The organism is Aliivibrio sp. 1S128, from assembly GCF_001691065.1.
Taxonomy (GTDB): domain Bacteria; phylum Pseudomonadota; class Gammaproteobacteria; order Enterobacterales; family Vibrionaceae; genus Aliivibrio.
Genome location: NZ_MAJV01000025.1, coordinates 356,267 through 368,852, shown reverse-complemented (window position 1 = coordinate 368,852; position 12,586 = coordinate 356,267). Strand labels below are relative to the sequence as shown.

The window sequence follows — 12,586 nt, the reverse complement described above, 5'->3', positions numbered from 1 at the left end:
CCTTATGATCTGTAATACATTTAAATTACCATTCAGATAGGAAAATATCACGGTTTATTACTTAATTTTTTACTCTAATTTTACAACTCATTAAAATAATGAATAATTTGATTACTGCTTCCACGCCAATCTAATGATGGATCCGCTTTCTCTTGTTCAAATCGGCCATCGATTAACGTATCAACCAAATTCACAATCTCTTGCTGCGTTGGGTTAAGCTCGCTTAACGTATAACCTGTCCACATCCAAATGTCTTTATTCTCACATTCAGACTTAACGCGCTTAACTAACTTAAGCACAGCCTCACAATTGGCTGGATGAAGAGGATCGCCACCTGACAGCGACAACCCTCGACGATGAATACGCGTATCATTCAAATCGGCAATGATCTTATCTTCCAATTGCTGACAAAATACATGACCTGAGTTTGGATTTAATGTGGACTTGTTATAGCACCCTTTACAGTTATGCTCACAACCAGAAACAAACAGGGTACAGCGCGTACCCGGTCCGTTAATCACATCAATTGAATGATATACGTGATAATTCATTATAAATGTTTCACTCGACGTTGAACTTCTTCTTGCTTACCGAAGTTAAATGGACGTGCATCAGGGCTGCCTAAATAACCACATACTCGACGTGTTACTGACACTTTGGTTGAGTCATGATTGCCACATTTAGGACACGTAAAACCTTTACTTGTACATTCAAATTCACCCGTAAAGCCACATTCGTAGCATTCATCAATGGGTGTGTTTGTTCCGTAATAAGGTACACGGCTGTAGCTGTAATCCCATACGTTTTCTAACGCTTCAATATTACGTTGCATGTTAGGGAATTCACCATAACAAATAAAACCACCGCTTGAGATCTCAGGGTATGGCATTTCAAAATCAATCTTATCGTACGGATTTACTGTTTTTTGAACGTCTAAATGGAAACTATTAGTGTAGTAGCCTTTATCTGTCACTTTATTAATAACACCAAATTGTGTGTTATCTAATTTACAGAAACGTGAGCATAAATTTTCACTTGGCGTGCCATAAAGACTAAAGCCAAAGCCTGTTTCTTTTGTCCAAACTTCTACCGCATCTTTTAGGTATTGAATGATTTCTAATGCTTTTGCTTGAAGTTCAGCATTGTCATATAAGTGATCATCATTACCAAATAATGCTTCAATCGTTTCATGCACACCAATGTAACCCAGTGATACAGAAGCACGGCCATTTTTAAAGATATTAATGATGTCATCATCTGGTTTCAGACGAACACCACACGCCCCTTCCATATAAAGGATAGGAGCAACACGAGCCTTCACACCTTCAAGACGAGAAATACGCGTTTCTAATGCGCGACGACAAAGAAGTAGACGCTCATCAAGCAATTTGTAGAATGCTGCTACATCACCTTTCGCTTCAATCGCAACGCGAGGAAGGTTTAAGCTGATAACACCAATGTTATTACGGCCATCATGAATTTGCTCGCCATTTTCTTCATAAACGTCTAAGAAGCTGCGACAACCCATTGGGGTTTTAAATGAACCCGTCACTTCAACCACTTTATCGTAGTTAAGGATATCTGGGTACATACGCTTTGTTGCACATTCAAGTGCAAGCTCTTTAATGTCGTAATGTGGATCTGATTTTTTATGATTCAAGCCATCACGAATAGCGAATACTAATTTAGGGAATACCGCTGTTTTACGGTTTTTACCTAAACCTGCAATACGATTCGATAAAATTGAACGCTGAATTAATTTTGATTCCCAACTTGTACCTAAACCAAAACCAAACGTAACGAAAGGCGTTTGCCCATTCGCTGTATGCAATGTATTGACTTCATACTCAAGAGATTGGAATGCGTCATAACATTCTTTTTCTGTTTGCGCTTGAGCAAACGCTTCAGTATCCGCAATGTTCCATTTCTCAGCCAATTTCTTCGCTTTTTCGTAACTAACCGTTACATAAGGCGCAAGAATTTCATCAATACGGTTAATCGTCGTTCCACCGTAGATATGACTTGCAACTTGAGCAATGATTTGCGCGGTTACTGCTGTCGCTGTGGCAATCGACTTTGGCGTATCAATTTCCGCATTACCCATTTTAAAGCCACCTGTTAACATGCCTTTTAAGTCAATCAGCATACAGTTGAACATTGGGAAGAACGGTGCGTAATCTAAATCGTGGTAATGGATCTCTCCACGCTCATGCGCTTGAACGATATCACGCGGTAAAATATGACGTGTCGCATAGTGCTTAGCCACAATACCCGCCAGTAAATCACGCTGCGTTGGGATAACTTTGCCGTCTTTATTGGCATTTTCATTCAGTAATTCAGCATTGCTTTGTTCAATCAGGCCGCTAATTTCTTTATTTAGCACACTGATTTTTTCACGAGCAATGTCACGGTCATGGCGATACTCAATATAAGCACGCGCTAGCACTTTGTGCGGACCTTGCATTAATTCGTTTTCAACTAAATCTTGGATCTGACGAATCGCTACTTCTTTTTGTCCCTGTAGTGCAATCTCTACAGCGTGAGCCACTAATTGTGCATAACTATCAATTTCAGGCGTAACCTGCTCTGATGCACCTTTTACAGCGTCAATAATACGAGAATTCTTATAGGCAGCACGACTTCCATCTCGTTTGATTACAGTTATGTTCACAGTGGCTCCAAATACTAAATAGTGGATGCATTAGACTCGCTAACACAAGATGTGGTGTATTAAGCTCGATCTACGAATAAAATACCTTGATCTAGATCAACATAAATCTGAGGGTGATTCTAGTTTCACCACTGCTTTAAGATTGTTCTCAAATTTTATGCAATCTATAAAATGAAACATTTTTTTATGTGCTATGCAGTAAGATTTTGATTAAACTGCTTGCCATTTCAGGAGGACTTATGAATCAACGAATTACTCACTTACTTAGCTTTTGCATACTCATTTTTAGTTCATTTACTAGTAACGCGATCACATTATCAACATGGAACATGGAATGGTTGACGCTCAATCCTGTTAAAGAATTTTCTTCCTCCGAAAGGCATAAGCAGGATTTTGAACAACTAAATAAATATTTTTTACAATCTAATAGTCAGATTTTAGCTTTTCAAGAAGTGGATTCTGTAGAGGCGATAAAAAAAGTAGTTGGTAATGAGTATAAAATTTACTTATCCGATCGTTCATCACACCCAAAAAAGCAGTTTAATGACATAAACCAATACACTGGTTTCGCTATTCATGAGTCAATTTCAGTTACAGATCCTAGAGACATCCCTCTTTTACCCAAGAAAAAAAGCAGTAAATTACGCTACGCCACTTATGTCATTGCTATTATTGATAAGCAGCCAGTCCATCTTCTTTCAATACATTTAAAATCAGGCTGTATGGGACAAAAGAAAAAGAATTACGCATGTTCAACGTTAGATCAACAAACCAAAGAGCTAACTGACTGGATTAATTTACGAGAAATAAATAACGACTCTTATTTAATATTAGGTGATTTTAATCATACTCTTGCTCACCGAAGAAGTTGGTTGTGGAAAAATATTGATACGCAAACAGAAGAAACGCCTTTTCTACTGACAGAGCAAACAAAGGCAAGCTGTACCGTCAAACAATGGAAACGAGGCTGGCCAAAGTACACTACTTTTACTCGCTTAATTGACCATGGAGTTACCAACATGTCTGAAAGCCATTTCAATGTCACTCAACAATCGTTTGAACAAGCTGACGTTAAAAAATACCAACTGACAGACCATTGTCCTATTCTTTTTGAATATAATTAAACCGCTTAAAGCCAATTGACTTTATTCTAGATATAAATAAGGAGCACCATGAAGTGCTCCTTACATCTATACGCTAAACATACTATTCATAGGTTAGAATTTTGCAGCGCCATCCATTTTAGTTTGACTAAAGTTAATACTTTCTTTCTTTTCTGCTTTATCTACATTTAGTTGTTCTTTCACCGAGCTAAGTTCTTTAGCATCATCATTCGATTTACTTGCGATCTCTTCACCTACAACAAATTCGTTATTCTCAGGGAAATAGCTTTCGCGTTGGTATAGTTTATCCAGTGATTTAATAATGGTGTGTTTTTTTAATTTACTTCTAGCCATCTTTTCATAAAGTGGTTTGGCCATGCCCTGTAAGCCAATAACAGTATCAACCCCCACTAGATGGCCAACATGATCTCGTCGTGACACGGCAGCTTCAATACCATTTTTTGCTGCTAACCATAACCAAATATAAGCAATAGAGTTGCCCTTCTCGCTCGTACCTGCTCCCATTTCGCCAGCAAAATACTGAGCTTTAGCATCACCTGATTCTGCCGCAAGCTCTAACCAATACGTAGCTTTTTTAGGATCAACTTGAACACCTCGCCCCTCTGCATATTGTTTACCAATACGGATTTGAGCTTCAACATTATCAAGCATTGCTGCTCGTAAATTCCATTCTGCGGCTAATCGTGCATTAGGTTGGGGATTGGACTCTGCTATATACCAATCAGCAATGAATAATTGAGCTGGTATATAATCTAATTCTGCAGCTTCAGAGATTAAATTAATCCCTTTTTCCATGTTAACGTCTACGCCATTACCTTGTAAAAAGGCAATACCCAGTATTAGTTTCTCTTCAGCTCCGCCATCTTGGGCTGCAACAACTTTACTCCAAAATACAGATTTTTCTTTTAGACCTGAATTTTCACGACGGCTATCACATAAACGAATAACCGAACGCATTGCTATATTATTATCTAACTTTGCAGCCATTTCATACCAATGTAACGCTTCATCAAAGTTATTCATTTCAGCTTCTTTCGCTAAAAAAAGTTGAGTTGAAATATGACCTGTTTGTGCTTTATATACTCGCTCTTGATGTTCAGCAGCACGAGCATCCGCTAATGCTCTACGATAAGAGCTTGCTTTCATCTCCCTTTGCTTCTCTTTTTTATTTTGTTTTTGATTTACAAAGAAGAAATTCACACTCACCAATACAAGTAAAGTAATTAATCCACCAACAGCAATTTGAATCCAATTCATGTTACACCATTTATTCTATTTTTTGACATCTCCTATATTATCGACACAAAAGGTAAAAACTCGAGAGAAAACTTTGTGACTTATGCTGAAAATATTCATGCCTGATGCCTTTGATTTATAAATTACTTCTATTCAAGTAGTTTTTGTTTGTAAAAATCAAAAATGAGGATTACTATCCAGATCTTGGGGAGTAGTCACAAAGTTTAATACTTAACTTTGTTCAGATATCGTCATCCCGAAGCTTAGGCTTCCGGTATCTGTAAGTGGGCAAATGAATGCCAATCACTTTGACAAGACCAAACACCATAACGTTAATTTTATTGTTTATGGTGGAAGGTTTACTCACTCATTTTAGCGGGATTCCTTTCACCTACTTGTAAGGAATTATTATGTCACCGTTAACTTGGGAACTTTTTGGTTTCGTTGTTCTCGCTCTATTCGCTCTAGATATGTTTCAAACAAGAAAAGAAGCACCAAGCTTGAAAAAAGCATTACTTTGGTCTTTTTTCTGGTTTGTTCTTGCCTTTATTTTTTGTGCTGCTATTTATGTTTATTGGCCATTAATGGCACCAAACAGCAGCTATTCGCCTAAAGATGCCAGCATCGCTTTCATTACCGGGTATTTACTCGAAAAAATGCTAAGCGTAGATAACTTATTTGTTTTTGCTTTAATTTTCAGTCAATTTGCGGTTCCTGAATCAAGCCGTCCTCGTATTTTGTTATGGGGTATTATTGGTGCTCTTGCATTACGTGCTGTGATGATTTTTGTCGGGGCTGGGTTGCTCGCTGAATACCATTGGATTTTATATATCTTCGCTGTGTTCTTAATCATTACAGGTGTGAAATTATGGTTTGCCAATACCGAAGAGACCAGTGATTTTTCATCATCAAAATTGGTCGTATTTGCAAAGAAATACATTCCATTTGATGACAAATACGATGGCCACAAATTACTTACAAAAATAAATGGTAAAAGAATCGCAACCCCACTATTGTTGGTTGTTATTGTGATTATGTTTACCGACATTATGTTTGCGCTAGATTCAATTCCTGCAATATTTGCCATCACTCAAGAACCATTCTTGGTATTTGCAGCTAACGTATTTGCACTATTAGGCTTACGTTCTTTGTATTTTGTTCTTCAAGGTATGTTAGATAAGTTCTGTTACTTACAACCAGCATTAGCATTTATACTAAGTTTCATCGGTATTAAAATGTTCTTGGTAGGTACTGCATATGAAGTCCCAACAGTAATTTCACTACTAACTATTATTGGTATTATTTCATTAGCTATTATTGGATCGGTTATTAAAAATCGCTCTTTGAAGGCTTAACACCGCAACGGCGATGCTAATTTGAGCATCGCCATTTTCTATCATTTCAATCTAAATGAGTAATACATCTTCAATTATCTATTTAGATTGATATTAGGTGTTTGCATAAATTTGTCCTACCTTTTACATATAAATGAACTCACAGAGCATTAAAGCGTCTATGCTTTATTATTGTATTTAATTATTAAAGGTTATCATGAAAAAACTCATTATCTCTCTCTGCTTTTTATTACTCGCGGCACCGAGCTTTGCTAGTGAACGTTGTTCAAACAAAACCATTGTTGGGCAAATAGAAACGATTCATATCAAAGAGCTTGATACAAACTACAAAGCTCGTATTGATACAGGCGCAGCTACAACCTCTATCCATGCAACGAATATTGAGATCCTTGGGCAGGACGATGAAAGTAATGATATGCGAGATCATTTAGGAGATACCGTTACATTTACGACTTATAACGAAGAAAACATCGCCTCTAAACACACTGGTCGTATTATAAAAGTCAGTAAAATTCGCAATGCTCAAGGTGTTGAACGTCGTTATGCAGTAAGAATGCATTTACAGTTCGATGGAAAAGAAAAGAAAATTGCCGTAAACCTTCGAGATAGAAGTAAGCTAGATTACAAATTATTAATCGGACGCAACTGGTTAGAAGGTGATTACTTAGTCGATGTTGAAAAAAATGTAGAATAACGTTTATTTTTTAAACGCTTAACGATTTATTTTAAAAAAATGCTTTACATAAAAATCAAAGCTGACTATTATTCACCGCACTGGAGGGATGGCTGAGTGGTCGAAAGCACCGGTCTTGAAAACCGGCAACCGTTAATAGCGGTTCTAGGGTTCAAATCCCTATCCCTCCACCACTTTTCAAAATTCAGATAGAGTCTGAGTTTTAAAAATTGGAGTGGTAGTTCAGTTGGTTAGAATACCGGCCTGTCACGCCGGGGGTCGCGGGTTCGAGTCCCGTCCGCTCCGCCAATACAACGAAGCCTTGTCAGAAATGACGAGGCTTTTTTGTATCTGTCGAATATGAAATCTCAACAAGCAGTATCAAGCAAAACAACAAGGCAGACACCGAATTGCTCTACCTGATTACTACCCATATATATCAATAAAATTCGATAGCTATGCCTATTTCTTGAGATAGTTGCTTTAATTGGATCTCATCATCTAATTTCAGCGACCATTTCATACCACTGCCAACAGCACTAATCACATTTGCCCCACCAATTAAAGTTAGCGCATCAATTTCTGCCTGCATTGTGGTTCTCGAATTATTTTTTAAGCGAACAACAATCTCATGCTGAGTTGCAATGATATCGCCTTCTGAAAAAGTAATTTTCATTCTAATTTTCTTCTACACTGTTTGATAGCTTCAAATTATACCCTCTTTACCTTCACTTCAAAGTAATACCATACCTATTCCATTAACTCGACAATATATTTATGACGTCAAAAAGTAACTTACAAGTAAGAATAAACAAGATAATAACTGGGGTTGGTATAACTACCTCGATCTTATTTATTTGTTTAAGCAATGAATCATGAATAAAATTGAGATTACCTCATCACATTTGTTACATATTCTTCCCTTACTCTTCTTGACTAAAAGAATCACACAAATTATTCTAGCGCACAACTGTACGCCTAGATGGAACGTTAATTATGAACAAGGGATCGAAACCACCAATTATTTGGTTAAATGTATTTGTTTTTACATCAAGTTTGTTGCTTGCTTTTGTCGCTACTCCTATTTATGCCTACTATCATGGCTTAGATGGCGAACATTGGATATGGCTTCTATTGGCTTTTAGCTTTTGTAATCTTTCAATTACCGCTGGTTATCATCGCTTATGGTCACATAAAACCTATAATGCACACCCAGCCTTACGATTTATCTTTGCCTTAGGTGGCGCGTTTGCACTTCAAAATAGCGCCCTTCATTGGTCTTCTGATCACCGAATTCACCATCGTCATGTAGATAATAATGATAAAGACCCTTACTCTGCTAAACGTGGATTTTGGTTTTCTCATATTGGTTGGATGCTACGTCATTACCAACCTGCCGCTTATAATGATTATGCAAATTGTCGAGATCTTCAAAAAGACAAGATTGTAATGTGGCAGCATAAGTATTACGTTCTTCTTGCTCTACTAATGAACTTTGGCATACCTTTATTATTAGGTGTTATCTATGGTGATATAATCGGTATGTTTTTAATGATTGGTGCTGTTCGTTTAACCTTAAGCCATCACACCACTTTCTTTATTAACTCGTTAGCACATATTTGGGGTTCTCAACCTTATACCGAAAAAAACACAGCACGCGATAACGGTATTCTTGCCATATTAACTTTTGGTGAGGGCTACCATAATTACCATCATATTTTTGAAAACGATTACCGCAATGGTATTTATTGGTGGCAATACGATCCAACAAAATGGCTAATTAAAAGCTGCTCATGGTTAGGATTAACTAATAAATTACGAGTTAGCCCACAAGATAAAATTGAAAAAGCCAAAGCTCTAATGTTGAGAAAAAAAGCCGAAGATAAAATTGCAACACTACAAAATTATCAAGCCATAAAAGAACACTTAGAAGCAGAATACGATGTTTTAATTGAGCGTATGTCTGAATACTATGATTCAAAAAAACAGCTTATTGAAAACAAAAAAAATGCACTATCAAAACAATATGAATTGGCAGTACTTAGTGTTCAACATAAGCAAATTAAATTGCAGTTTGAACAACAAAAAAGAGCATGGAACAGTCTTGTTTTACAATATGTTTAATTTTTTTTAACGTAAATAAAAAGGACAGCCCATAATGAGCTGTCCTTTTTCTCTATTGATGTGAATACAAAAATCAAGAAAACTTACGACGATATAAACTAAACAAAACCAATGAAAAGAAGCTACCAAAACCCAAAGAACCACCAGAACTATCACTTAAATCTGTCGCAGTTCTTGTTGCTGCTATTTCACCATTCTGCGCTTTACGTATCCAATCTGCATATTGACTGACATCGGTAAAAACTGACTGTGCAACCAGAGAACCATCACCACAAACACCAGGACCAAAACTTACAATACCTATTTGTGTTTTTACACCGTTGTTATCCCAAACCAACGGACCGCCAGAATCACCTTGGCATGTTGCAGTCACTAAATGACTGCTATCAAAAGAACTACCCGTTGTACAAACCTGTTTATTTGATGTGGTAAAATTAGTCCATATATCGCATACATTAGGAGCAACGTATTCAACCGTTGCTTGCATAAAATCGACTTGGCTATTTGCTGTACTTGAACTTAATCGACCATAACCAATAATATTAAAGTTTTTCACTGGAGCAGCTCTATATCCCTGCCCTTCAACTGTCAAATCACCTAATATGGCAGCATGTGATGGTGTATATGTCGATAAAGGCTGAGATAGCTCAAGTACTGCTACGTCATTAAGTAACGTTAAATCATTGTAATTATTCGGATAATAAATATTTTTTACTGATACTCTTTGTGCTGCCAACATGCCTTGGCCATCATTCGCTTCTATTGCTACTTTCATATTTCCAATACGGTAAGAAGCGACATCATAAACACAGTGGGCTGCGGTTAAAATATGAGTGCTATCTAATATTGAACCGCCACAAAATGGATAAACGCTTCCTGGTTGACTCTCATATTCAAACATAAGCGATGCCATAAAAGGATAACCCGCAACATTTACAGGATCCCCTCCAACAATATATGGTGCAATATTAACTTCCTCTGCTTGTAGAGCAGAAGAAAACAATGATAATGGTAACAACACCCCAAGAACTGTCTTCATCTTTATTCCTTGATACACAGATAATATATGTTAATAATATACCAATATGTTGTTTTAATTTTAGTTTATATTTGTTTCTTTATTATATTCAGTAATACTTTACGTTGCAGTTAACATATTTCAACTCCTTACATGAATCAGACACTTTATTGCACTATTTAAAGTACAACTAAGCTAACCAAAATAAATGATAGGTAGGAACGTACGATGGGAAGAGTCTTCTTTTTTGATTTACTAAGGTGCATTGCAGCTATTGCGGTAGTCGCTATTCATGTGCTTGCCCCTTACAGAAACGAGCTTAATGTGATTCCATTTGACCAATGGGCAACGGCGGTATCAGTAAACAGCTTAAGTCGCTGGGCTGTCCCTGTTTTTATTATGATCACGGGTGCATTAATGCTCAGTGACAAACGAGAATTTAACGCCCCTTATTATGCAAAAAAACGCCTAGGAAAGGTGTTAGTTCCTTTTCTTTTTTGGTCTATATTTTATGCCTTACTCTCAGGGCTAACCGCACAAGGTTATGATTTTGAATCGGCGAAAAGCGTCCTTATCGATCTTCCTTTTGAGTATACCTATTACCATTTAGGTTTCTTTTATTACTTCATTCCACTCTATTTTGTGATCCCTTTCTTTCGAGTCATGGTGCAAAAACTGGATAATACCGCTCTATTTTCAATCATTGGGATCTGGTTACTAACCACTTGCTTCTTCCTAGCCAAATTTGAGGGGTTGTGGAGCACTGAGATCTGGCTATACAGTGGTTACTTATTACTGGGTTATGCATTATATCAACGAGTAGAACTAACCCAGAAAAACACAATAATAGCGCTTATTATTGGGATCACTGCATTAGCGACAACCGTTTACATGGTGATAAGCCAAAGTGTGCTATTAGGTGAATACACTGTCGGAAGATGGTTATCGTATAAAACCATCAATACCGTTGCAGCGGCTGGAATGCTATTTTTTGTGTGTCGTTACTATGGCGAGTCATTATCAGAAAAATCACGAACCATCGTCGGCTTCATTAGTACCTACAGCTTAGGTATTTACTTACTTCACCCATTATTCCTATGGCCTATGAAGAATTTCCAATGGTATGACGGCCATAATCCTATGTGGGTGATCCCTGTGTGGGTTGTGCTCAGTGGTGCTGGCGCATTAGGGTTAAGTTGGTTGCTTTCAAAATCCAAGAAGACGGCATGGCTTGTCCCTTAGAATAAACTAACTCTTCTCGGCTGCGATAATTAACTGTCGCAGCCATTGATTCGCCTTATTTATTTACAAATTTAGTAGGCCAAATCATATGTGCTTTAATTGGCTTTGTTGAAAATGGAGCTACTAATTACAATGTTTAAATAAAAGCCAAACAGCCGATGCATACACATCGGCTGTTTTTTATTATGCTCTTATTTTATGATACACGCTCATCACAGCAAGAAGAATAAAGCCACTAACTAGCCCTATCACACCATTACCTATTGTCGGAAATGTCACAGAGACATATGGGATAGTAGGAAGAAGAGTTAACCCACTTTCTAACGCATGATGAACAAATGGAAGGCTGTGAACGACAATACCACCACCGACTAAGAACATAGCAATAGTGCCAACCACGGTTAGAAACTTCATTAACTTTGGTGCCAGTGCCACTAAACCATTACCAACAGAGCTTAAAATGCCTTCACCTTTGCTTTTACGCTGTAGATAAAAGCCAAGGTCATCCATTTTTACGATACCAGCCACAAGGCCATACACGCCAATGGTCATTAATACCGCAATTAAGCTCATTACTAATACTTGAGTAATAAACGGGTGCCCTTGTACCGTGCCAAGTGCAATGACAATAATCTCAGCTGATAAAATAAAATCGGTACGAATCGCCCCTTTTATCTTCTTCTGCTCGTAATCTTCACTGTCTTCTGGATTGGTTTGCGTCTCTTTGTCATGATCTTCGTTTGCATCATGCTGGTGAAAGAATTTCTCATGAATTTTCTCTGCACCTTCAAAACAGAGGAACAAGCCACCAATTAACAATAATGGGGTAATTAACCAAGGTGCAATGGAACTAATCAACAAGGCTGCCGGAACCAGAATTAGCTTATTTTTGAATGAGCCTTTTGCAACGCCCCATACAACAGGGATCTCTCGTTCCGCCCTAACACCAGACACTTGTTGTGCATTAAGCGCTAAATCATCGCCCAATACACCTGCTGTTTTCTTTGCTGCCACTTTCGACATCAGAGCAACATCATCAAGTACGGATGCAATATCATCTAAAAGTGTTAATAAACTTAACCCAGCCATTTTGTTTCCTTTTTAACTAATTCTTTTGAGTTCTCATTAAATAGTAAGCCGAAT

General features: G+C 37.4%; 11 protein-coding genes and 2 tRNA genes. 7 read left to right on the top strand and 6 right to left on the bottom strand.

Annotation, left to right across the window (positions count from 1 at the left end):
• Window positions 1–80: 80 nt before the first annotated feature.
• Together nrdG and nrdD are read right to left on the bottom strand one after the other, a co-directional pair.
• The gene (nrdG, locus tag A6E03_RS05905) at window positions 81–551 is read right to left on the bottom strand and encodes an anaerobic ribonucleoside-triphosphate reductase-activating protein (protein ID WP_065593379.1); all 471 of its coding nucleotides are present in this window, start codon (window positions 549–551) and stop codon (window positions 81–83) included.
• Window positions 551–2,671 (bottom strand): anaerobic ribonucleoside-triphosphate reductase, encoded by a 2,121-nt coding sequence (gene nrdD, locus A6E03_RS05900; RefSeq protein ID WP_065593378.1) that lies wholly within the window; start codon window positions 2,669–2,671, stop codon window positions 551–553. The genes nrdG and nrdD overlap by 1 nt, the downstream gene beginning before the upstream one ends.
• Window positions 2,672–2,910: 239 nt before the next feature.
• On the opposite strand from nrdD, the gene A6E03_RS05895 reads away from it, so the two are divergent.
• The gene (locus A6E03_RS05895) at window positions 2,911–3,795 is read left to right on the top strand and encodes a metal-dependent hydrolase (protein ID WP_255310592.1); all 885 of its coding nucleotides are present in this window, start codon (window positions 2,911–2,913) and stop codon (window positions 3,793–3,795) included.
• Between the two features lie 93 nt (window positions 3,796–3,888).
• Here A6E03_RS05895 and A6E03_RS05890 read toward each other — a convergent pair whose 3' ends face one another.
• Window positions 3,889–5,052: a tetratricopeptide repeat protein gene (locus tag A6E03_RS05890; RefSeq protein WP_065593376.1), complete on the bottom strand. Its 1,164-nt coding sequence runs from the start codon at window positions 5,050–5,052 to the stop codon at window positions 3,889–3,891.
• Window positions 5,053–5,441: 389 nt separating this feature from the next.
• On the opposite strand from A6E03_RS05890, the gene A6E03_RS05885 reads away from it, so the two are divergent.
• From A6E03_RS05885 to A6E03_RS05870, 4 genes are all read left to right on the top strand, one after another.
• Window positions 5,442–6,386: a TerC/Alx family metal homeostasis membrane protein gene (locus tag A6E03_RS05885; RefSeq protein ID WP_065600382.1), complete on the top strand. Its 945-nt coding sequence runs from the start codon at window positions 5,442–5,444 to the stop codon at window positions 6,384–6,386.
• 196 nt (window positions 6,387–6,582) lie between these two features.
• Entirely contained in the window at window positions 6,583–7,080 is a 498-nt protein-coding gene (locus tag A6E03_RS05880; protein WP_065593374.1) for a RimK/LysX family protein, read from the top strand.
• A gap of 82 nt (window positions 7,081–7,162) precedes the next feature.
• A tRNA-Ser gene (locus A6E03_RS05875) sits at window positions 7,163–7,253 on the top strand.
• Window positions 7,254–7,291: 38 nt separating this feature from the next.
• Window positions 7,292–7,368 (top strand) — tRNA-Asp (locus tag A6E03_RS05870).
• A gap of 130 nt (window positions 7,369–7,498) precedes the next feature.
• Here A6E03_RS05870 and A6E03_RS05865 read toward each other — a convergent pair.
• Complete coding sequence (locus A6E03_RS05865; protein WP_065593373.1) at window positions 7,499–7,735, bottom strand: DUF3389 domain-containing protein; 237 nt, start codon at window positions 7,733–7,735, stop codon at window positions 7,499–7,501.
• A 320-nt stretch (window positions 7,736–8,055) separates the two neighbouring features.
• On the opposite strand from A6E03_RS05865, the gene A6E03_RS05860 reads away from it, so the two are divergent.
• A complete protein-coding gene (locus A6E03_RS05860) occupies window positions 8,056–9,183 on the top strand; it encodes a fatty acid desaturase (protein WP_065593372.1) in 1,128 nt (375 codons plus the stop codon).
• Window positions 9,184–9,256: 73 nt separating this feature from the next.
• On the opposite strand, the gene A6E03_RS05855 is transcribed toward A6E03_RS05860, so the two are convergent.
• A complete protein-coding gene (locus A6E03_RS05855; protein ID WP_065593371.1) occupies window positions 9,257–10,222 on the bottom strand; it encodes a trypsin-like serine protease in 966 nt (321 codons plus the stop codon).
• A 207-nt stretch (window positions 10,223–10,429) separates the two neighbouring features.
• Between A6E03_RS05855 and A6E03_RS05850 the strand changes: the two genes are divergently transcribed.
• A complete protein-coding gene (locus A6E03_RS05850) occupies window positions 10,430–11,443 on the top strand; it encodes an acyltransferase (RefSeq protein WP_065593370.1) in 1,014 nt (337 codons plus the stop codon).
• 183 nt (window positions 11,444–11,626) lie between these two features.
• Here A6E03_RS05850 and A6E03_RS05845 read toward each other — a convergent pair whose 3' ends face one another.
• The gene (locus A6E03_RS05845) at window positions 11,627–12,532 is read right to left on the bottom strand and encodes a DUF808 domain-containing protein (RefSeq protein WP_065593369.1); all 906 of its coding nucleotides are present in this window, start codon (window positions 12,530–12,532) and stop codon (window positions 11,627–11,629) included.
• Between the last annotated feature and the right edge of the window lie 54 nt (window positions 12,533–12,586).

Coding starts and splice junctions, on each gene's coding strand:
- A6E03_RS05880 (WP_065593374.1), top strand. CDS start 6,583: ATGAAAAAACTCATTATCTCTCTCTGCTTTTTATTACTCGCGGCACCG.
- A6E03_RS05850 (WP_065593370.1), top strand. CDS start 10,430: ATGGGAAGAGTCTTCTTTTTTGATTTACTAAGGTGCATTGCAGCTATT.
- A6E03_RS05860 (WP_065593372.1), top strand. CDS start 8,056: ATGAACAAGGGATCGAAACCACCAATTATTTGGTTAAATGTATTTGTT.
- A6E03_RS05895 (WP_255310592.1), top strand. CDS start 2,911: ATGAATCAACGAATTACTCACTTACTTAGCTTTTGCATACTCATTTTT.
- A6E03_RS05845 (WP_065593369.1), bottom strand. CDS start 12,532: ATGGCTGGGTTAAGTTTATTAACACTTTTAGATGATATTGCATCCGTA.
- A6E03_RS05865 (WP_065593373.1), bottom strand. CDS start 7,735: ATGAAAATTACTTTTTCAGAAGGCGATATCATTGCAACTCAGCATGAG.
- nrdG (WP_065593379.1), bottom strand. CDS start 551: ATGAATTATCACGTATATCATTCAATTGATGTGATTAACGGACCGGGT.
- A6E03_RS05885 (WP_065600382.1), top strand. CDS start 5,442: ATGTCACCGTTAACTTGGGAACTTTTTGGTTTCGTTGTTCTCGCTCTA.
- A6E03_RS05890 (WP_065593376.1), bottom strand. CDS start 5,052: ATGAATTGGATTCAAATTGCTGTTGGTGGATTAATTACTTTACTTGTA.
- A6E03_RS05855 (WP_065593371.1), bottom strand. CDS start 10,222: ATGAAGACAGTTCTTGGGGTGTTGTTACCATTATCATTGTTTTCTTCT.